This window comes from Archaeoglobaceae archaeon, assembly GCA_038734275.1.
In the GTDB taxonomy this organism is placed as follows: Archaea; Halobacteriota; Archaeoglobi; order Archaeoglobales; family Archaeoglobaceae; genus WYZ-LMO2.
Window position 1 is genome coordinate 319,336 of record JAVYOO010000001.1, and the last position, 19,652, is coordinate 338,987.

Sequence of the window (19,652 nt, forward strand, 5' to 3'; positions counted from 1 at the left end):
TTAGACAAAAGCAAATAAGTATCTCCAGTAGTCTTAGTATGAACAGAATGAAGAATAATGAACTCAAAAAGAAGACTGGATTCTCGATCCAATGGAATGAACTCTACTTCAACGTTGAAGGTGGAGAAATCGTTAAAAGAGCCTTTTTCTCAAAGTCTCCAGCATTCGAGTTCAAAGACTGCGAGCTGGCGAAACAAATTGAAAGATACTTCAAAGGAGAAAAAGTTGAATTTGAATGCGAATTCGAGCTAAATCTGCCAATCTTCACTAAGAAAGTCCTTGAAAGGGTTTTAAAGATTCCTTACGGGAAAACGATCACATATGGAGAGCTGGCAAAGGACTTAAAAAGCTCTCCAAGGGCTATAGGACAGGCTTTGAAGAGAAATACTATCGCAGTGCTAATTCCGTGCCACAGAGTCGTGGCTAAAAACAGCATTGGTGGTTATTCTTGGGGAATTGAGATCAAAAAAGCCCTGCTAAGGCTTGAAGGACTCAAGATCCCTTAAAACTTTTTCTGCGATTTTTTCTCCGATTAGTTTACCAATTCTTGAGCGATTGGCAATAATATCTGCCTTGGTTTTTATCCCTGCATTGTATAGCTTTCTCGCTCTAACTCTGCCTATATTCCTGATCGAAACGAGCTCAAGGAGCTCTTCTTTAATTCCGTAGCGAATTCTCTCTTCAAGTCTCGGCACATTTCTGCCGAATTCACTTGCAATTCTTGAGAGTGCATGTGCAAGCCATTCAGCGGTTTCGATCAGCCTTCTTAGATCTCCGGGAGCAATTAAAAATCTACTGCAGATCTCGTTTTCGTCAACTTCATTAATCCAGTCTTTCAAGCATAGAGCGGTCTTCAACTCCTCGAGGAACCAGTCGTAATCAACAGAGTATTGCGATGGATAGTAAGTAAGCTCATTTCTTAGTTTAAAAGCCATGTCCTCTACCCAGTAATCGTCTTTTCGCAAGCTAAGTCTTTCCATGTCTGGAGTTCTGCAGATCAGATGCAAAGCTGAGATCTCGCTCAGATTATCGAATTTTTTGAGCGTGTCGTAGAATATGAAGCCAGTAAGCGGATCTATGTAGAGCTTCGAAACGAGAATTCCAAGCTTTTTGGGAATTATTTCGTCTGATAGCTCGATCATTTCCCAATTTTCGAGTTGCCTTAAAACCCTCTCAAGCTCGAAATCGTGAAGCTCAGATTGCTTAGCAAAAAGCGTTGAGTTAAAGAACTCCTTAAGACTTTTCAAATCGCTCGCAAATCCATCGCAGATCAACGAGAGGCAATGAAATCTAAGCTTGCTCTCAACTCCGAGCTTTGAAATGATCTTCTCAGCTTCGCCATTGATGTAGTCTTTCAGCACTATTTCTTTATCTTTTTTGCTCGCAATAACAATTGCTTCGCCAATCTCATCCATTCCTGGTCTTCCCGCCCTTCCCGCCATCTGCTTGAACTCAGAAACCTTTATTCTTCTCGAATAGCCGTCGTAACGGTATATGCTCTTTACTATCACCCTTCTCGCTGGCAAATTAACTCCCGCAGCAAGCGTAGGAGTTGCTACGAGAACCTTGATCTTCCCCTTTCTGAAACCCTCCTCAACTATTCTTCTCTGCTCACTCAGCAATCCCGCATGATGAAATGCTGAGCCTTTTTTTACACATTCCGCAAGCCTTCTGCTCATTTCTCCATCGTTTTCTTCAAGTATTTGGTTTGCGAGTTCATTAGCTTGGCAATATTTTGCTGAAATTTTGGAGAGCTTCTCCGCAAGTGATTCAGCGTATCTTCTCGTGGACTCAAAGACCAGAACTCCTCCGCCTTCTGAAATGCAGTCCTCTACGATCTCTTCGAAGCTCTTTTTTGCACTGTAAACTACGCCATCTCTGTAAATCTCAAGCGTTTTCTCGCAGAGAATGCCGTAGTAAAGTGGGACTGGACGCCAAGAGCTTTGAATGAATTTGGCATTAAGCCATTCAGCAATCTCCGAGACATTTGGAGCTGTTGCAGACAATCCAAGGATCCAGATCTCAGGTTTCATTTTTCTCATCTTCGTTATTAGCACTTCCAGCGTGTGTCCCCGATCTTCAGAGTCGATCAGGTGAAGCTCGTCAACCACAAGACAGCTAATGTCTTTCAGCCAGTTAGCTCGATTTCGCATAAGTGAATCCGCTTTCTCAGCAGTTGTGACCACTATATCGCAGTCCGCCAGGTGCATGTCCGTGGATTCATAGTCTCCAGTAGAGATCCCAACTTTGACACCAATTTTCTCCCATTTCCTGAAACTTTCGAACTTCTCACTTGCCAGAGCTCTCAGCGGGGTAATGTAAAGACACTTTCCACCCTTTATAGTCTCAAGAACCATTGCAAGCTCAGCAATAAGCGTTTTTCCCGAAGCAGTAGGAACTGCGAGAATTAAATTTTCTCTGTTGAAAATAAAAGGTAAAGCAGACTCCTGAGGGGGAAAAAGTTCATAAATTCCGCTCTCTTTCAAAACCTCAACAACATAACTTGAAACCTTATCCGAAAGTTCTTCAACTTTCACTAAAAAATTTGGAATTCAGGAGAAATAAATTTATCCCATTTTGAATCAGAATCTGTATTTTCTTCTAACTTCAATTGCAACACCTTTCTTTGCTTCCATCATTTCCTTTCCGTGCATTCTCGCAATTCCAACGCCATAATGTGTTGAGTTGCTGAAAACCACAACGTCGTTTGGTCTGATCTTAGGATCCGCTTCTTCTACTCCCGCTGAGAAGATCGTCGTAGTCGGTTCGAATTCAGCAATTTTGACAACGTAGTCCCCCCTCTTCAGTAGCTCAATTGCAAACTCAGAGTAAATGTCCAGATTACCGTATCTTAGATCGAATCTCGCAACTCTGTCCTTTTTTACAAGCTCAATCTCAGGATACTTTCCCTTAACAGTTCCCTCAACCCCAGTTCCGAACTGGTAGCGAGAAGCGTGGGAGAACATTTCTGAAAATAGATCGTATCTCTCAAAGCCTTCGAGCTCCTTTTTGAGTCTTCTTAGAGACTCATCGCTCAGAATATCGCCATCAGAAGTGAAAATCACATCGTAATCCTTTAAGGCTCTTTCAACGACTTTTCTGTATCCACCTTCGACGTGTGCGACGACTTTCTCAAAGTTTCCTTTTTCGACAAGCTTAAGAAGCCAGCTTGCAACGAAGTTGATTTCTTCTTCACTCCAATGCCCAGTCACGGGAGTATCGTAGTTCACCGCAGGATAAATGAGCTCAAATTCCCTCGGCAGAACGAGCGGGGAGCTTATTATGATCTCGTTCACGTTTACCTTAACCGCACTTCTTATGATCGTGTGAGTCTTTGAAAGCAAGTAGGGCTTCTTTGCTGTGCATGGAAGCAAAAGCAATGCCTTCGTTTTCGGCTTATAGCAATCCACAATTCTGCTTAAGAAGTATCTGACTTCGAATCTGTTCAAACTCTCCTGCGAGTTAAAGAAACAAGTCGATCTTCTGAATCTAGGAAAACATGGGCTCTGCTCAAGATCAGCGAATCTAAGCAAAGCAGTAAATTCTGGATTTAGTTTCGCCTTAGCTTCAACGTAATTCCTTAGATTTTCTTCTTCAATGAGAATTCTGCACTTTTCCACTTCCATTCTAAGCTGTTCGGTGTTGTGCATTGCGGTGATTTCAAGGATCTCGTCTCTACTAAGTTTGCTTAGCTCCTGAGATTTGCAAAACTTGCAGTTGCACGGAAATGCTTTCAGCTTGTCTATCTTTACTTCGAGATCGTTTAAGAAGTAAATTCCCCTATAGGCTTTGGCAACAGCCATTATGTTGTCAACAAGATCCGTTCCGAGATAGATCAGCAGAGAAACGTTCTTCGGATCTGCACAGGCTACTGCGAACAATGGCTTAAGACCTCTTAGCTCTGAAAAAGCTTCAGCGACCTCTCTTGGGGACATTGCTGGTAGTCCCGTGAGTATTTTAATCTCGCCCTTAGGCTTCAACTTCTCATAAACTTCAGGCAAAATTTTCTTTACAGCATATGGAGCTTTACCAAAGTCTATCTTGTTTAAAATCTCTCCTTCAAGCATCGCTGGAGTTTTAATGCTGTAGCCATCGATCTCAATAACTCCAAGTCTTGCAAATCCGTCCCTTTTTTCAGTGTAGAACATACTCACATTCCCCGGGCAGATTCTTAACGAATTCTTTCCATCTACCAGAAACATGGATCACGAATTTTTTGCCCTTCATTGAGCTCATGAAATCCCTCAAATTCTCGACCGCAACTTCAAGAGCTTCTTTTTCTATAAACTCTGGCTCGGGTATCTCGGCATGTCCTGCAGGATAACTTTCAAGCAGTTCTATTGGCACAGGACCAAAGACTGGACGAAGGTAGACGTCTGCAAGAATTCCAAAATCTGTCGAGATTACAATCGTTTCCTTGTCGTAATCTATATGCTTAACCGCTTCAGCGTGCCTTTTTACAGCCGGCCTTAGCAATGTTTCGACACCGCAGTAAAGAAATTTTGTTTTTATCCAAGGATCAGACTTCTCGAAAAGCTCTTGATATTCTTTTATGAGTCTCCAGGCACTGATAAGATTTGGATGAGCTCTGATCCTCTTTTCGACGAGCTCAAAAAGGGAGTTCTCCTTAATAGCATTTTTTATCGTTCTAATTTCAGAAAAAGTGACGTAAAGGTTGTGCTCAGCAAGAAAGATCTCTCGTTCATTTTTCTCAAGCTTTCTAACCTCTTCAGGCTCCATTTCTATGCAGTTTGGACAACTGCAAGGGAAATACTGCAACTCAGAGAGCTTCTTTGTTCCGTAAACTGTAAGGTAGCGATCGTCTTTGGCATACAAAGCATAGGCTGCAGAGTCAAAGAGATCACAGCCCATTGCAACAGCCAAGGCAAAAACCATTGGATGTCCACAGCCAAAAAGATGAATTGGCTCCACAGATAACACAGATCTTATTTCAAGGATGATCTTCGCGAGATCCTTGAATCTGTAAGCATCCATTAAAGGCACCACTGCTCCAATTGCGTAAACGTCGCCACCAATCTCTTTAGCCCTTTTTGCACTCTCACGCCTTAGTTCAGCATGGGTTGAGCCTTGAATCGGAAGCACAAGCATGGAATCTCCCTTAAGCTCCTTAGCTTCTATTTCTCTTGCGATCGTGATCTCAAGATCTTTTTTAGCGGTCTCAAGATCAGCATCAGGCGGAGTTGGAATGTCGAGAGGAACGATAAAATCAGAGCCAATTCTTTGCTGAAAATCAACAATTTCTCTGTTTGAAACCTCAACATCACCGTAGAGCATTAGCTGATAGCTACCGCTGTCAGTCATTACTGGCAGATCAACACCAAGAACTTTGTGAACACCTTTTTCCAGAGCTTCCTTTCTAAAGCTTCTGTAGATTATGTAGGCATTTGTAATCAAAGCCTGAGCACCAAAATCCTTCATTTTTTCAGGAGGGATGAATGGGATATTTGGATTAATCACAGGGAGCACAGCAGGAGTTTCAATCCTTCCATGCTTTGTTTCGATTCTGCATATTCTCCCGAGGGCATCTTTGGCAATAATTTCGAACTCCATGCTTTGCAAAAGTCTTTATGGCAGATAATAGTTTCGAATGCAGAAAATTCGGAAAAAATAAAATTAGTAATAATTATTTGGCGGTCCCCAGTCTCCATTGACTTCGAGCTTCACGGGTTTGCAGGGCTCAACAACTGTTATTTCTTTGAAGACAACCGCTCCATCGAATCTCGGAAGCTTTACAATGTGGAACGGAGAAGTTATAACTGGCATCGGAATACAATTGTTGCCTGGCTTCTTCTTGACGACAGTGACAACCATCACGTCTTTGTTGTGGGGTTCTGTAGCCTTTGGAATTATCTTGATACTCCTTATAGTTATATCATAGCCAGAAGTTGATTTCCAGCCGTAGAAGGTTGCTATTACCATTTCTCGATCAAAGTTCACGCTATCATTGACAACTAATCCTGCTTTCGCCATGAGCTCCTTGAAACTCGCTTCATCCCTTATAACGTAGTTATCTTCGCCGAGGTAATCGCAGAACTGCCCCTTCGCAATCGTTTTGAACGGCACTTCGATCGCTCCAGCAATTATTCCAGCGGTTGCAAACACCAAAGTGCAGATTGCGATTCCGAGCAACAACTTCATCTCCATCACCGATAATGCTATGGCATTGCATGTATATTACTGATTTGTTTTTGTAATAAAAAATATTATCAAATCAAGTTTACATTTTTAATCGGTCCAATGAAAAGAGTTGGGACAAATGCTTGCAATTGGTGAAATCCTCAAAGCTTTGAAAGATCTCATCGAACGTAATTTTTCGAAGAATGTCAAAATCGTGGAAATGACGTCGGAAAAGATCGTTTTTCAAGTTTTAAGCCAAGATGAGAAAGATAGAGGAAAAAAGTTACTCAAAATGATAAGAACTCTTGTTGATCGCTACTTTGCTGAGGTTGAGGTTTCTGAGCATTCACGTGAAAAGTTTGTTTTAAGTCTGAAGAAAAACATAGAGAAAGCTTAAAAATAATGCGAGAGTGTTTTAATCATGCAAAGAGTTTCAATCATAAAAGAGCTTGAGGAGATTAAAGCCCGAATAGAGTCAATCATCGAGACTCTTGAAGTTATGAATGATGAGGAGCTCGCTCAATCTATAAAGAAGGGTTTAGAAGAAGCGGATAGGGGAGAACTTAAAGATTTTTGATGAATTCTCGAAGATCTGGGGATCTCAGAATGAGTTATAAAATTAAAGCTACTCCAGAATTCGAAAAAGCTTTCAAAGACTTAACGAAAAAGAACTCAGAACTTGCATTGAGGATAGCTAAAGCGATTAAGAAGCTCTCTAAGGATCCAAACGCTGGGAACCGCTATCTTAGACTATTCTGGCTTAAGGTCTTTGAGGATAGAAAAATACCGAGTTATTTATCGAATTGTGGAAGAGAAGAAGGAGATTCATCTGATCGTTTTGGGGCATAGAAAGAAAGTTTACTGAGAATTAGGATAAAATTCTAAAATCCTTCCAATAACGATCATAGATCTTCCTCAGCTCTTCCTCATCCTGGAAGTCGTAATGATTCAAATCCACATCTCCTCGAAGAGAATGTCCCATTAAAAGTTTTTTAATCGTTGTTGGCATCCCCAAGCGATCGCTTTGCTGAGAGAAGAACTTTCGCATGTGCCTAAGCCCAAGGAAAGAATCCAGTTTTCTGAAACATCTTCTTATGCTTGTCTCTGGAAATAGCGTTTTACCACCTATGGACAAAATAGCTTTCAAGCCATTCCTTCGCCTCCTCAGAGAAGAAAGTAAAGCGCTCTTCATAGTCTTTGGCGATTCTGAAGTCTATTCTTATCATTCGCTCTTCCAAATCAATGTTATCTCTTTGCAACTTGTATAGCTCTTCAGCCCTAATTCCTGAGGTTGCAGAGATTAGAATGGCTGTGGTTAACCTTAGCTTCTGCAACTCGCTAAAATTCTGAAGCTGGTTAAGTGGCTTAAATTAATATGCCGTTAAGATTTGCAGAGTATGAACGAAACTCAGAAAATCGCTTCAATCTCAGCTTTAAAGCCTTGACGTAGCGTTTATCCCTTGTCCTTAACTCAACTTACGAAACAAGATTGTTGATGATCTCCTCATTCCAAGAAACGGAATTTAAAAGAAAAGCCGCCGGCGGGGTTTGAACCCGCGACCTGGTGATTACAAGTCACCCGCTCTTCCAGCTGAGCCACGGCGGCTTATCATTTTCACGTTTTCTCAGATTTTAAGCGTGTCGATAAAAACTTTCAATCGGTTGTGTTTATCCTTTTGAGTCTTTCAATACCATTGAGTTCTTTAATGATTCTAACTACTGCTTTTGGAACACATTCCTCCCAATTACCCCCATTGAGCATCATCTTCCTTATCGTAGTCCCGCGAAGTTTCTCTCTGTTGAAGTTTGGTGGAAGAACAACTTCAAGTCCCGCATCTTTGAATACTTGAGCGATAACGGGATTTCTCGTGATTATAGCCTGAATCTTGGGGACAAGGTGCTGGATGTAGATTGCATTGCCAACGTAAACGCTCATTGTCGGAACTGTTGCAGTTATAATTCTGTCGAGACTTATTCCCTCCTCTTTCAAAGACTCTCTGATCATGGTGATCCTCTCTCCCGCAGTGAACGGATTTCTAAGCGTATGACTCTCGTCAGCCATACCAACGAGTAAAACAAGTTCGTCGAAACGCTCCAGAGCCCATCTGATCACGTTGAGATGCCCGAGATGGAATGGCTGAAATCTTCCGAAGATCAATGCTCTTTTCACTTGCATAATGACCGCTATTATGGAGGTTTTAAAATCTTGCTCTTCTGGAACTTCATCAAGATTGCCACTAAGAGACTCAACAGCAATGCTACGAAAATCGAATTCTGAAGACCGAATTTTGCGAGGTAAAATACTGCAAAACTGATAAAAAATACCGAAACTACTGTAGAGCTAAACGATAGTTTCCAGCTTAGTTCTCTGAGCTCAAGCATTCTCTCTCCTTATTGCTCCCTTTGAGCAAATCTGCGAGCACACTCCACAGCCCACGCACAAGTCCGGATCGATATTCACTTTGCCATCGAAAGTCAATGCTGGGCAAGTAAATGTCTTTATGCACTCCATGCAGAGATCGCATTTGTCTGTTACCTTTAAAGGAACTATTTTCGATTTCTTTCTCTTTTCCCTTGCCCATATTATTGCACAGGCTTGTCTTGCAACGATAACAGAAACCCCATTGTGGGCTATGGCCCTCTTAAGTGTATCGATCATTCTCTTAACGTTGTATGGATTTACAACTTCAACAAACTCTACTCCACAGCCCTTCACGATTTCTTCGATCTTCACCCTGCTCCCAATTTCACCGCAAGCCCTTACTCCCGTGCCCGGATGTGGCTGATGTCCAGTCATTGCAGTTGTGGAGTTGTCAAGGATCACGAGCACAAACTTTGCTCTGTTGTAGACCGCATTAATCAGGGCTGGTATCCCAGCATGCAAAAACGTGGAATCTCCAATGGTGGCGATGATCTTATCACTCAGCACATGTGCAAGTCCATTCGACACACCAACGCTTGCTCCCATACAGATCGTTATGTCGACACCTTCGAGAGGTTTGTTAATGCCTAAAGTATAACAGCCAATGTCTGAAGGTAAGCAAGCGTTTCCAAGTTCGTTCACGACTTTTCTGATTGCATAAAATGCTGCAGTATGCGGACAGCCTGGACAAAGCACTGGAGGTCTTGGAGGAGCTAACTTTGAGATTTCTTCAGCTATTTTCAGCTCTTCTGGGTAATTTCTATTTGGCTTAATACCAAGTGCTTTTGCAATCCCAATCTCTACTCTTGAAGCGTTGTATTCGTAATCCATTGGCATGTAGCCGTTGAGTTTTCCAAAAACCTTAATGCCCATCGCTTTCAAATGGATCTCAGCGAATGGATCGACTTCTTCAACAGTAATAACTGCATCGAGATCAGAAACGAACTCCTCTACAAGTTTTTCAGGGATGGGATGAGTTGAAGAGAGCTTGAGAATCGGTAATTCCACTTTTAGACTTTTCATTGCATCCTTCGCATATGCATAGCCCAATCCACAGGCAACAACGCCAATTTTTCCATTTCCATCTTCAATCCAGTTCATTTCCCAGCGGTTAAAGAATCTCTCGATATCTGAAAGCTTTTTGTTCAACACTGGCTTAAGCTTTCTTGCAATTGCTGGCAGAACAACATCAGTCTCAGGACGTCTGGTCCACTTTACTTTATCAAGCTTTTTATATGGAATCCTTCCGAGTTTAACAGCTCCACTCTGGTGGCTCAGCCTTGTGTAGCTTCTAAAAATTATGGGCAAACCAAATTTTTCGGAAAGTTCGAAACCTTGCTTAGTTATTTCTTTTGCTTCCTGAACACTCGAAGCTTCAAGAACAGGCAATTTAGCAATTTTTCCATACCACCTGTTATCCTGTTCATTCTGACTGCTATGCATACTTGGATCGTCTGCAGAAACGAGTAAAAATCCTCCTCTCGTTCCAACGTACGCAAAGCTCAGCAAAGCATCTGCAGCAACGTTAACGCCCACATGCTTCATACAAGCCATTCCTCTTTTTCCAGCAAGCGAAGCACCGATTGCCACCTCTAAAGCAACTTTTTCGTTTGTGGAGTATTCAACGTAGAATTCCATCCTGTCCTTTAGCATTCTGCAAGCCTCACTTAATGTATCGAGAATTTCTGAAGAAGGTGTTCCGGGATAAGCAGCGCAGACATCTATGCCAGCTTCGATTGCTCCTCGAGCGATGGCTTCGTTACCAAGCAGAAGAACTTTTTCTCCCTCACTGTCCTTGATGACATCTTTGAGCATGAAGGGCGTAAGAGAATGGTGGTTAAAATTTTTGCTATGTGAGTTGAGCAAAAACCATAAATGAGGGAGAACACAAATCATTGTCAATTTAAGGCGAAAAGTTGCCAACTCCACACATGGGAAGAAAGCCAAGCGGTAGAGTTAACTTCTTGCTCCGTGTGGATAAAGATCTTCTCTCAGAGTTGCAAGAGATTACTAAAGTTCAAAGCGTTTCCATTTCAGATTTAATCGAGCGGAAAATACTCGAATTGATAAAAGAGTTTGATTCTAAGAAAGGCGAATCTCATATGCGAAAAAATTTCTCATATGAGATATCCAGCAAAAATAAAGCTCCAAAGCCCTCAAACCGAAAATCGAACAATCCAGAAAAGCAGGAATTTAACAGTGGCCTTTTAGGCGTCTCCAATCCTGGAAAAACATGGGCTCGCCCGGATTCGAACCGGGGAACTTCGCCGTGTCAAGGCGACGTCATAACCGCTAGACCACGAGCCCTAAAAAAAGGGGGGTATTCTGACTTATGAATTTTGCGGTTCGAGTTCTTTCATTTTCTTCGATATCGCTTCTCTAAGCTTCTCTGCAACAACCTTTCCGTCCACTTTGCCTCTGAATTCGCCCATAACTATACCCATTAATGGCTTGAAAGCATTTTCACCTTTTTCAGCAATCAGGTCTTTCTTTTCTTCAATAAGCTTTTGAATAAAGCTATCAATGTCGCTCTTCGATCCGAGCGCCACTTTCAATTCATTCCTACTTGCAGATGGTTTCTCGAGTATTGCCCTCAAAGCATTCTCAGCACCTTCCTTGGCAATTTCTCCATCTCGGATCATCTCCAAAACCATTCTGAAGTGCTTTTCCTCGAGCAAATCAACCTTGCAGTTCTCTCTTCTGAGCTCAGTCGGAATTACATGCAAAACCCTTGCAACAATCGTTGGTGGAAGCGAATTACAGAATTCTTCGAAAACTCGGTAGTATTTTGAATCTGCAATCTCAAATGCGAGATCCGCTGGTAGTAGCTTTGCATATCTCTTAGCCCTATCTTCGATCAATTCGGGAATTTCAACATCGAGATAAGCTAAAGAGGTAACTGGAGGGACATCTGTTTCAGGATACATTCTTGCAGCCCCCGGGAGTGGGCGGAGATAAGAAGTTGTCGCATCCTCGTTAGCCTTCCTAGTCTCTTCTGGAACACCAACAAAGCAATATTTAGCTCTCTCGATTATCCTCAGCAAAGCTCTCTCAACCCTATCTGGATCTCCAGCTGCGATAACGACTGCGTCCCCTTCAACAGCACCAACAACGCTCCTCAGCATTGAAACTTCTTCAGCACTGATACTGTAAGCCGGAAGTTCATCTGTGTGGAATATTCCACCCAAACCGAAAGCTCTCGCTATGTCCGCAAACTCACTTCCAAGCCTTCTTCCGGGCTGTAGCTCTTTTCCAACAATTCCAGCAAAGTTTTTAAGCAGTATAGCCTTTACTGTTTTTCCTTTTAAGATCTTAGACTTAGTATTTCTGAAAACGTCTGTTACATCGAAAACTCTCTCAACTACGTGAGCATTTCTCTTTTGCAACTCTTCCCTTATTTGCAACAGATTTAACTGCCTTATAACCTCGTATTCGACAACCTTGTCTATTAGATCGAGCTCCTGAACGCCCTTTATCTCAACTCTCGCACCGTCTCGTATGCTAATGTTCACGTCCTGTCTTATCGTCCCTATACCCCTTTTGACTTTTCCTGTTGATCTTAAAATCATTCCAAGCTTTTTTGCAGTTTTTTTTGCCATTTCAGGAGTTTTAATGTCCGCTTTTGTTCCTATCTCGATTAGAGGAATTCCAAGTCTATCTAAAGAGTAAACTGTAAAACCTTCACCTTCTTCAACTTTCCTGCATGCTTCTTCTTCAAGGCAAAGCGTCGCTATCCTAATTTTTTCATCATCAACTTCCAACTCTCCATCCACTGCAACAAGTGCAGTTCTCTGAAATCCGGTTGTATTACTTCCATCGATCACGATCTTCCTCATCACATGTATTTCGTCAAGAACTGTCATTTTGAGCATTTTAGCAACCTGAATCGCAATTTTTAGGGCTTCTCTATTCATTTCAGTCGGTGGCTCCTCATCAGCCTCGACAAGACATGTAGACTCATAATATTTGTAAAGAAACTTTTTTTTCCTTTCAACTTCCTCTCTCGCCGCCCTGTCCTCTTCACCCATTTCGCTCCTTTTAAGTCTTAGATACCTCCTAATTTCGAGCTTCGCATCCTCTGAGGACTCTGTTGGGCATCTGCAGAATAGCTTCTCTTTTGTGTCGAGTTGTTGATGAATCTCTATACCAACCTTCAGGCCGTGCCAATTTTCTTCAGACATACTCTTCTAATCCCCTCCTTCATGTCAACCAGTATGGCATCTGGAGCTAAGATCGGCTTATAACCGCAAAGCGTCTTCATGACCTCCATTGCCTGCAGCCCACATGTAATTGCGTAGCTTATAGGATTTCTTTCAATTACTGGGTATTCTACTTCCCAGAATTTAACACCGTCTGGAAGAAATGTGGTAACCACATCAGGCACAAAAGGAACGCCTATCTCTTCAGCAACTTTAGCAACCACTGGAATATGCTTGTGGGCTATTATCATGTCTACTCCTCTCAGTATTTTTCTTAATTCGCCTCTGTCTTCAGGATAGAGATATGATATGACGCAACTCTCATCGGATTTTGGATTCACAACATCGTATTGATTTGCCTCGCCTGGGTTGATCGTACAATCAATGAGTGAATCGAGCGGAGTGATAAAGTCGGAAACGTATCTAATACATCCAATTCCAGAACGCCATAAAAGTTCAAGCATCATCCTGCTTCCAACAACAGCGATGCTATACTTGCTAAGGTAGTCAATCTTCTGCTCATCCATTATTGATTTCCAGAATACGTATTTCATAACTCTTCAAATCTCCCTTTCAGATTTTCAAGCACTTTAGGTAGTGTTGTGTATTCCATGTCTTCTGCGGAAAGTCTGTGCGGTTCGAACGGACCATGTCTTCGCATGTATTCTGCAATCTCATTTGCTTTTTGTCTTGCGTAGTCAAAGGCCGGATCGTCAAACATGTCCACCGGGCCTATGAGTTTACCATTGCAGAGCTGGAATCCTGCACATATGCATCTCGGGGGCCCATCAAAACGGGTGCATTTGGAATATCTAAAGGGAACTGGCATTATTGGACCATTGTGACTCCCCCGCATCCAGCCACTAACCAAGTGTGGGAAAGCAAAGGCTTCGAGAACTTCCCCCACAGCAGGCAAACCACTTTGAGCTCTCACAATCGCTACAGGATCATCTTTACCAACATACTCCCCTGCTACCTGATATAGTTTTTCGGTGCTTACGACCGCTACGGGTTCGTCTGTCGGCAATTTTCCAGGCTTCGGATAAACTCTTTTTATAACAAATCTGCTCTTTCCTCCAATAAGTGCGAGTATGCTGTAAATTTCTTCTGGACTTCTCATGAAAACCCTTCTGTGCTCCAGGATATCCCAGATCTCGAATACAAAGCCAGAGTGCATTGAGGGGTCTATCACGAGGCCGGCAGTATTAAATGGGTCTGCAAAGATTCTGAATATTGGCAAATTAAACGCACCTGGTTCTGTTTTATCCATCATGAACACAAGTAATGGTTCTGCCTTTCTTTCTGTGAATTCCATCTCGGCAATACCCGGGCCAAGACCTCTAATGTTTCCAGAAAAAGCATCTTTGAGCAAATCCTGTCCTGCACCATACAATTTCATCTCCTTGGCTTTTTCTGCGCACTTACTAAAAACATTCCAAGCGAGTTCGTGAATCTTGGCGTTATCAACGCCTTTTTTGTGTGTCATCAGCAATTCGAGATCGTCACCAGCGTTAAACACCCGATAGTCCACTATCTCGCCACTCTCCACCGCGTTTCTCAAAAGATCTTCAGCCAACTTTTTTATTTCTTCAGGAACAACGGCATGCCCCACAACGCTTCCAACATCTGCCTTTATTAACGAGACCGTAATCTTCATAAGACTGAATTTTGCGTAAATAATTTAAACTTTAAGGTTTTGAAATGGTTAGTGTGATGATTATGCTTGAAAGAGTGCCTACGGGTATACCCGGTTTTGATGAACTCTGTGAGGGCGGACTTTTAAGGGATAGAAGTTACCTGATTTCTGGAACGTCAGGATCCGGAAAGACTGTGTTCGCAATGCAGTATCTGGTAAATGGCGCAAAACAATTTAATGAGCCAGGAATATTCGTGGCTACAGAAGAGAGGCCTCAACACCTTAGAGAGCACTTTATGAGTTTTGGTTGGGATCTTGAAAAACTTGAAGACGAAAACATGCTTGCCATAGTTGATGCCACTTCAACAAAAATCGGGTTGCCTTCAGAAGAGAGATATATCGATGTTCGGCCGTTTGATACAAGATCCCTTCTGGACCACATAATAACAATCCAAGATGAAATCGGGGCAAGGAGGGCGGTCTTGGATTCCACGACCTCGATTGGATTTACAATTTCCGATCCAGCCAAGTTTAGAGTTGAATTGCTGAAGATTTCAACCACAATGGAAATTTTAGGCTTGACTTCTCTGCTAACCTGTGAAGTGATCGAAGATGGCCCGGACAGAATAAGTAGATTCGGAATCGAGAACTTCGTGGTTGAAGGCACGATAGTTCTCTATTACACAAGAGTCGAGAATACAAGAATGCGAAGCCTTGAAATTTTCAAAATGCGCGGCACAAATCATAGTAAGAAAATACATCCGTTTGAGATTACGAACAAAGGGATAGTGGTATATTCAAAGGAAGAATTACTTTAAAACCTTTTCAGGATATATTTTTTGAGATTTAGAGGGTCTGAGAAATGGAAGAGTCTAGAGTTTCCACATAGTTTGGCCATCAGTGTGCAAAATTCAACAAATCTACCTTCGTTGCTAAACATAACTATTTGAAGCTTGGCACGAACATTCCTGAGCATCTTAGCTTCTCGCAGTGCACACATCCAGGGGGTGAGTGTTGGATCGAAGCTTGAAGTAGGCTCACCATCGCTAATAAGAAAAACAATGCCGGTTCCACTCTTTTCGGAAAGAATTTCACGTGCTTTTCTTAAGGCCAGCCCTATATCGGTTCTTCCTTTCGGTTCGAGATTTAAAATGTCTTCTTTCCTAACTCTTGAAACCCTGTGATTGAAGGCCATTATTACAAGCTCATCGTTGCTCGATTTTCTCTCTATAGCTCTCCTTAATGCGATTCCTGCTTCGATAGCACCTATGATCTTTTTACCACGCATAGAGTCGCTTACGTCAATAAGCATTACGTAAACACACTTTTCTGCGTGTTTTGGCTGTCTGACAACGATTTCATCGAGATCGAGTCTACCCTTTATAGCTGATTTTACGAATGACTCGCAGATATCTATATTATCAAAGGAATGAATTGCAGGGTCAAACTCAACTATGTTTTCGCCGCTAAAAATCGAAATTCCTTCCTTTTCGGTCAGATGTTCTCCACGATTCTTTTGTTCAAGTTCTTCCAGTGCTATGGAGAGTATTTTGTCTCCGATTATCTTTTCAGCAATTGCTTTATACTTTACAACTCTTCTATGGAATTTCCCCTCCACGTATTCAATGTACCCAAGTTTCTTGAGATCTTCAACTACTTCATCAAAGAAATTCTCTACGAGCTGAGTTGCACTTATATCTTCTCTTTTAAGCTCTCCCCTTTCGAGCATGCTTTTTAGATCTTCCCAAGCCATCTTTTTGGCCATCTGGTATTTTTCAAGTTGTTCGGTCCAGTAACCGTCAGAAAAACCTAAATCTCTAACAATTTCCCTGAAAAATGGATTTTGCTCGAATCTCTTCAGTTCATCTCTTAAATACTTTTTTATAAGCTCTGTCGGGTCAAAATTACCCTTCTCACGATAGTAGGGGTTGAACAGAGAATAAAGAAGATCGTTTACCAAACTTTCTAATGGAGAACCTTTTTTGCAGGCTTTGCATTCAGGTTTCTCGATCATATGCTTTGTAAACATAAATACCATCACCGTCTCTTTCTATAAGCCCAGAACATCTTGCAATCGCTTCAAGAGTTATCTCAACAGCGGATTTAAGCTCTTCTTTCTTTTTACAAAGTGATGACGCGAATCTTTTAAGAACGCTATTTGTCTCGTAAGCATTTACAACTTTCTGCTCTGCGATCTCCTCAATAATCTCACTGAATGTATTTCTTGGGATCGAAGTGTAAATCGAACTGCAAACGCTGTCAATGGAGTCGTTCAAAACCCCTTCGATTATTTCATCTTTTGATATTTCTGTCTCATATTCAACTTCAAATCTGCTTTTTAGCGCAAGTTTAACGACTTCAAAGTTTTCACCATAATCTGCAAGCATAACCGCTTCATGTCTTTTTCGTATGGCTGAAGCTCTTACATGGTCGAAGAGCTTTATCGTTGCTCTACAGCTGGGTTCAACTTCAATCCTGTTAGCGTATCTGCATGTCTTGTTCCTCATACAGCGAACAGCATTAGCCAATATCCTTAGATGCCAGTCGGGAATAATTGAGCCGTGTTTTAAGTTCATATTTCTCAATCCGATTTCAATCTCCTCTTCCAGAGTTTCGGGGGGGCCTATGTCGATTTGCTCCATTCTGTCTAGTAAGGGCTCTTTGATGTCCGAGACTCCTTTATAATTGGCAGGATTCGTAGATGCAATTACAAGTGTGTCTATCTTCATCGGCACTATGTCCCCTTCAGGGGTAGTGACCTGTTTTTCCTCAAAAAGTTCATGAAGGAGTGTTTGTAAAGCAGAAGGAATTGATCCAAGTTCATCAAAGTAAGCAATGCCTCTATGTGCCTTTAATACTCTGCCGGGAGTAAATACTTCTGGATGATCAAGATCATAGCCTTCTTTTATCTTTTGAATGCTAATCCCACCGATTAACTGTCTTGTTGTCATCATCGGGTCTCCTGGAATTCTAATCCATTTTCTTGGGATAAAGATTAGTTCAACTTTTTCGTTTTCAAGAACCTTTTTCTTACATGAAAAGCATACAGGCTGTGTGGGGTCGTCGTGTATTTTACAGCCCTTTATTGCGAGTATTTTCTCCGGCAAAAGTTTTGAAACACTCTTTGAGAATGTTGTCTTTCCGTATCCTTTCTTACCTTTGAATAGAATATTCGAACCACTGAGAAGAGCTGTCTTTACCATCTCTTTCTCAACCGTCTTGCCTACGATTTCACCAAATGGGTCAAGCCCTTTAGATTCATAAAACAGCAGATTTTCGCGAATGTATTCAGTGATACTCTTGGAGTGATATTTGATAAGCTCTTTACTCCAGATATCAACTTCTTCACCATTGAGGATAAACTTGGGAGCGTTGCTCGGTTTAATCTTCACGTCTTCGAATATGTATTCAAATTCCATGTAAGAAATTCTCTTTCATGTTATTTTATAATTTTGGTTGTAAAATTTTTGCAACGAATTTATAAAAAATAAATTATTTTTTCTTCTCCACAAGTGAGATTACTACTGCAGTCAAAAAGCTTGCCAAGAATCCTGGAAACGCTGCATAGCTCGGAATTCCAAAAATCGGAATTGTCCTTCCATAAGTGGCAAAACAAACTATGGTTACGATGAATCCGACAAGCATGCTGAGCCTTGCGGCATTCTTAGTCATTCGATCCCAATAGAGCCCGAGGACGATGGGGAAGAAGAAACAGTTTGCCATCAGTGCAAGGCCTGACCAGATGATCCAAGCGAGCATTTGTTGTGGTGTCAGCGCAATCAGAAGGGATGAAAAGCCGATAATCGCAACAAGGATTGCATTGAACAATCTCATTTTTCGTTCTCCAATCTCTTTACCCAGAGCATTTTTTACAATGTCATAGCTTATGCTATTCGTTGCTGTAAGTATAAGTCTGTCCGTGGTGGACATTACGCCCGCAAGTATAGTTGGCAAGAGCAAGAGGAAAAGCCACTCTGGGAGGAATTTTTGGGCCACGGCAGGATAAGCCATATCAGACCAAGCAACTTTGGTAACTCCAAGATTTAATTCGGGGATATCAAGCTGTCCTTGAGCCCATGCTACTCTCGCAGCCATCCCAGCGAGTGCTGTTAGGAGGATGATTGCAACTCCCAACACATACATTACCAGTGGGCTCCATCTTATATAGCTACGATCTCTGAACGTCAGCATGTTGTTAACGATGTGCGGGGCAACCATCAAGCCAAAGGGCACTGTTATAAAGAACAGCGTTATGTTGTAAACCCAGCCTACAAGTGGAACTTCGGCAGGTCCAAAAGGCTTCGATAGATACTCTGCAAACATGTAATTTGGTGCTACACCACGAGTTTCGTTCTGGAGTTGAGGCATGTTTGACAGTGCGATGTTTAGCTGTTCAAATCCTCCAACTCCTGCTATTATAAATGGAACTGTAAGGTAAACTCCAAACATCATGAGAAGGCTCTGCAAAAAAGTCGTCCATGCTGTCGAAAACATTCCCCCGCTCATAACGTAGGAGACCACTATTACAGCAGCGATGGTTGCACCAAGCCAGTAAGGAATCCCCAGAATTATGTGGCTTGCAACACCAATGGCAGTATACTGCCCTATAAGGTAGATGTAGCATGTAAGGGCAGAAATTGTTCCTGCAAGAATTCTCATAACCTTTGGATCGTTGTATCTAAACGAAAGGTAATCCTGAATTGTCAGAATTCCATTTGGTCTAATCTTGTAAAGTCTGCTTGCGATCAGGATTGTGCCAAAGGCAATAGCAAATGGGGGTCCAATTATGCGTTCCCACATGTTTGCCCAACCGGTTGTAAATCCAAGTCCAGCGACTCCGATTAGAGTCATTCCACTGAAAACACTCCCAATCATTAGCAGAGAATAGGTCCAAAAACCAAGCTGACCACTCGCTGCGACGAAATCTGCAACAGTCTTGGTCCTTTTAGCTCCGTAGTAGCCAATTATCGCCACTGCTACAAGGTAGGCTACAAAGATGACCCAAGCGAGCATTTACTCACCTCCATTTCAGAGCCCAGATCAGCAAAACCAAGATCTGGGCGAGCATAGTTATAGCAAAGCATACAAATGTTTGAAATTCCATTCCGAGCATGGCAGTTTGACTCAATTATGCAATATTAAATTTTCGGTCTGCCTTTTTGAATTAATCATTTGATAAAATTTAAGTAATTTTTAGATTTAAAATAAAATACCTCATAGAATAGAAGTCGAGAAACTTGATCAGATCAAGATCGAG

At 41.9% G+C, this 19,652-nt stretch carries 20 protein-coding genes and 2 tRNA genes; 5 read left to right on the forward strand and 17 right to left on the reverse strand.

What is annotated here, in order from left to right; all coding sequences use genetic code 11:
- Positions 1-38: 38 nt before the first annotated feature.
- Entirely contained in the window at positions 39-506 is a 468-nt protein-coding gene (locus QXI54_01705; GenBank protein ID MEM0301870.1) for a methylated-DNA--[protein]-cysteine S-methyltransferase, read from the forward strand.
- Here QXI54_01705 and QXI54_01710 read toward each other — a convergent pair.
- The 4 genes from QXI54_01710 to QXI54_01725 form a co-directional block, all read right to left on the reverse strand.
- Positions 477-2,537, reverse strand: a complete 2,061-nt coding sequence (locus QXI54_01710; GenBank protein ID MEM0301871.1) for a DEAD/DEAH box helicase — start codon at positions 2,535-2,537, stop codon at positions 477-479. The genes QXI54_01705 and QXI54_01710 overlap by 30 nt on opposite strands.
- Positions 2,538-2,582: 45 nt before the next feature.
- Positions 2,583-4,148, reverse strand: a complete 1,566-nt coding sequence (gene arcS / locus QXI54_01715) for an archaeosine synthase subunit alpha (GenBank protein MEM0301872.1) — start codon at positions 4,146-4,148, stop codon at positions 2,583-2,585.
- The gene (tgtA, locus tag QXI54_01720) at positions 4,135-5,571 is read right to left on the reverse strand and encodes a tRNA guanosine(15) transglycosylase TgtA (protein MEM0301873.1); all 1,437 of its coding nucleotides are present in this window, start codon (positions 5,569-5,571) and stop codon (positions 4,135-4,137) included. The genes arcS and tgtA overlap by 14 nt, the downstream gene beginning before the upstream one ends.
- 63 nt (positions 5,572-5,634) lie before the next feature.
- Entirely contained in the window at positions 5,635-6,159 is a 525-nt protein-coding gene (locus QXI54_01725) for a protease complex subunit PrcB family protein (GenBank protein MEM0301874.1), read from the reverse strand.
- Positions 6,160-6,277: 118 nt separating this feature from the next.
- On the opposite strand from QXI54_01725, the gene QXI54_01730 reads away from it, so the two are divergent.
- From QXI54_01730 to QXI54_01740, 3 genes are read left to right on the forward strand one after another with little or no spacing between them, the layout of a single operon-like run.
- A complete protein-coding gene (locus QXI54_01730; GenBank protein ID MEM0301875.1) occupies positions 6,278-6,535 on the forward strand; it encodes a hypothetical protein in 258 nt (85 codons plus the stop codon).
- A gap of 24 nt (positions 6,536-6,559) precedes the next feature.
- Complete coding sequence (locus QXI54_01735) at positions 6,560-6,715, forward strand: hypothetical protein (protein ID MEM0301876.1); 156 nt, start codon at positions 6,560-6,562, stop codon at positions 6,713-6,715.
- Positions 6,715-6,987 carry a hypothetical protein gene (locus tag QXI54_01740; protein ID MEM0301877.1) on the forward strand — a complete coding sequence of 91 codons (273 nt, stop codon included), beginning with the start codon at positions 6,715-6,717 and terminating at the stop codon, positions 6,985-6,987. Before QXI54_01735 ends, QXI54_01740 begins: the two co-directional genes overlap by 1 nt.
- 19 nt (positions 6,988-7,006) lie before the next feature.
- Here the strand turns inward: QXI54_01740 and QXI54_01745 are convergent, their stop codons facing one another.
- The 10 genes from QXI54_01745 to fbp form a co-directional block, all read right to left on the reverse strand.
- Positions 7,007-7,285 carry a hypothetical protein gene (locus QXI54_01745; protein MEM0301878.1) on the reverse strand — a complete coding sequence of 93 codons (279 nt, stop codon included), beginning with the start codon at positions 7,283-7,285 and terminating at the stop codon, positions 7,007-7,009.
- The gene (locus tag QXI54_01750) at positions 7,257-7,472 is read right to left on the reverse strand and encodes a tyrosine-type recombinase/integrase (GenBank protein ID MEM0301879.1); all 216 of its coding nucleotides are present in this window, start codon (positions 7,470-7,472) and stop codon (positions 7,257-7,259) included. Before QXI54_01750 ends, QXI54_01745 begins: the two co-directional genes overlap by 29 nt.
- 199 nt (positions 7,473-7,671) lie before the next feature.
- Positions 7,672-7,744 (reverse strand) — tRNA-Thr (locus tag QXI54_01755).
- Between the two features lie 48 nt (positions 7,745-7,792).
- Positions 7,793-8,314, reverse strand: coding sequence for a nicotinamide-nucleotide adenylyltransferase (locus QXI54_01760; protein ID MEM0301880.1), 522 nt, complete (start codon positions 8,312-8,314; stop codon positions 7,793-7,795).
- Between the two features lie 11 nt (positions 8,315-8,325).
- Positions 8,326-8,520, reverse strand: a complete 195-nt coding sequence (locus tag QXI54_01765) for a hypothetical protein (protein MEM0301881.1) — start codon at positions 8,518-8,520, stop codon at positions 8,326-8,328.
- Positions 8,513-10,375 carry an indolepyruvate ferredoxin oxidoreductase subunit alpha gene (gene iorA / locus QXI54_01770; protein ID MEM0301882.1) on the reverse strand — a complete coding sequence of 621 codons (1,863 nt, stop codon included), beginning with the start codon at positions 10,373-10,375 and terminating at the stop codon, positions 8,513-8,515. Before iorA ends, QXI54_01765 begins: the two co-directional genes overlap by 8 nt.
- A 419-nt stretch (positions 10,376-10,794) precedes the next feature.
- Positions 10,795-10,867: transfer RNA gene (locus QXI54_01775), tRNA-Val, on the reverse strand.
- A gap of 23 nt (positions 10,868-10,890) precedes the next feature.
- Positions 10,891-12,741: a Glu-tRNA(Gln) amidotransferase subunit GatE gene (gene gatE, locus QXI54_01780; protein MEM0301883.1), complete on the reverse strand. Its 1,851-nt coding sequence runs from the start codon at positions 12,739-12,741 to the stop codon at positions 10,891-10,893.
- On the reverse strand, positions 12,714-13,313 hold the full coding sequence (locus tag QXI54_01785) for a hypothetical protein (protein MEM0301884.1): 600 nt from the start codon (positions 13,311-13,313) through the stop codon (positions 12,714-12,716). Before QXI54_01785 ends, gatE begins: the two co-directional genes overlap by 28 nt.
- The gene (gene fbp / locus QXI54_01790; protein MEM0301885.1) at positions 13,310-14,416 is read right to left on the reverse strand and encodes a fructose-1,6-bisphosphate aldolase/phosphatase; all 1,107 of its coding nucleotides are present in this window, start codon (positions 14,414-14,416) and stop codon (positions 13,310-13,312) included. Before fbp ends, QXI54_01785 begins: the two co-directional genes overlap by 4 nt.
- A 44-nt stretch (positions 14,417-14,460) precedes the next feature.
- On the opposite strand from fbp, the gene QXI54_01795 reads away from it, so the two are divergent.
- Positions 14,461-15,213, forward strand: a complete 753-nt coding sequence (locus tag QXI54_01795) for an ATPase domain-containing protein (GenBank protein ID MEM0301886.1) — start codon at positions 14,461-14,463, stop codon at positions 15,211-15,213.
- On the opposite strand, the gene QXI54_01800 is transcribed toward QXI54_01795, so the two are convergent.
- The 3 genes from QXI54_01800 to QXI54_01810 form a co-directional block, all read right to left on the reverse strand.
- Positions 15,210-16,424: a VWA domain-containing protein gene (locus QXI54_01800; protein ID MEM0301887.1), complete on the reverse strand. Its 1,215-nt coding sequence runs from the start codon at positions 16,422-16,424 to the stop codon at positions 15,210-15,212. The genes QXI54_01795 and QXI54_01800 overlap by 4 nt on opposite strands.
- On the reverse strand, positions 16,393-17,814 hold the full coding sequence (locus QXI54_01805; protein MEM0301888.1) for an AAA family ATPase: 1,422 nt from the start codon (positions 17,812-17,814) through the stop codon (positions 16,393-16,395). Before QXI54_01805 ends, QXI54_01800 begins: the two co-directional genes overlap by 32 nt.
- A gap of 73 nt (positions 17,815-17,887) precedes the next feature.
- Positions 17,888-19,408, reverse strand: a complete 1,521-nt coding sequence (locus QXI54_01810; protein ID MEM0301889.1) for a sodium:solute symporter — start codon at positions 19,406-19,408, stop codon at positions 17,888-17,890.
- Positions 19,409-19,652 lie beyond the last annotated feature (244 nt).

Coding starts and splice junctions, on each gene's coding strand:
- QXI54_01705 (MEM0301870.1), top strand. CDS start 39: ATGAACAGAATGAAGAATAATGAACTCAAAAAGAAGACTGGATTCTCG.
- arcS (MEM0301872.1), bottom strand. CDS start 4,148: ATGTTCTACACTGAAAAAAGGGACGGATTTGCAAGACTTGGAGTTATT.
- tgtA (MEM0301873.1), bottom strand. CDS start 5,571: ATGGAGTTCGAAATTATTGCCAAAGATGCCCTCGGGAGAATATGCAGA.
- QXI54_01725 (MEM0301874.1), bottom strand. CDS start 6,159: ATGAAGTTGTTGCTCGGAATCGCAATCTGCACTTTGGTGTTTGCAACC.
- QXI54_01730 (MEM0301875.1), top strand. CDS start 6,278: ATGCTTGCAATTGGTGAAATCCTCAAAGCTTTGAAAGATCTCATCGAA.
- QXI54_01735 (MEM0301876.1), top strand. CDS start 6,560: ATGCAAAGAGTTTCAATCATAAAAGAGCTTGAGGAGATTAAAGCCCGA.
- QXI54_01740 (MEM0301877.1), top strand. CDS start 6,715: ATGAATTCTCGAAGATCTGGGGATCTCAGAATGAGTTATAAAATTAAA.
- QXI54_01760 (MEM0301880.1), bottom strand. CDS start 8,314: ATGCAAGTGAAAAGAGCATTGATCTTCGGAAGATTTCAGCCATTCCAT.
- QXI54_01765 (MEM0301881.1), bottom strand. CDS start 8,520: ATGCTTGAGCTCAGAGAACTAAGCTGGAAACTATCGTTTAGCTCTACA.
- iorA (MEM0301882.1), bottom strand. CDS start 10,375: ATGCTCAAAGATGTCATCAAGGACAGTGAGGGAGAAAAAGTTCTTCTG.
- gatE (MEM0301883.1), bottom strand. CDS start 12,741: ATGTCTGAAGAAAATTGGCACGGCCTGAAGGTTGGTATAGAGATTCAT.
- QXI54_01785 (MEM0301884.1), bottom strand. CDS start 13,313: ATGAAATACGTATTCTGGAAATCAATAATGGATGAGCAGAAGATTGAC.
- fbp (MEM0301885.1), bottom strand. CDS start 14,416: ATGAAGATTACGGTCTCGTTAATAAAGGCAGATGTTGGAAGCGTTGTG.
- QXI54_01795 (MEM0301886.1), top strand. CDS start 14,461: ATGGTTAGTGTGATGATTATGCTTGAAAGAGTGCCTACGGGTATACCC.
- QXI54_01800 (MEM0301887.1), bottom strand. CDS start 16,424: ATGTTTACAAAGCATATGATCGAGAAACCTGAATGCAAAGCCTGCAAA.
- QXI54_01805 (MEM0301888.1), bottom strand. CDS start 17,814: ATGGAATTTGAATACATATTCGAAGACGTGAAGATTAAACCGAGCAAC.
- QXI54_01810 (MEM0301889.1), bottom strand. CDS start 19,408: ATGCTCGCTTGGGTCATCTTTGTAGCCTACCTTGTAGCAGTGGCGATA.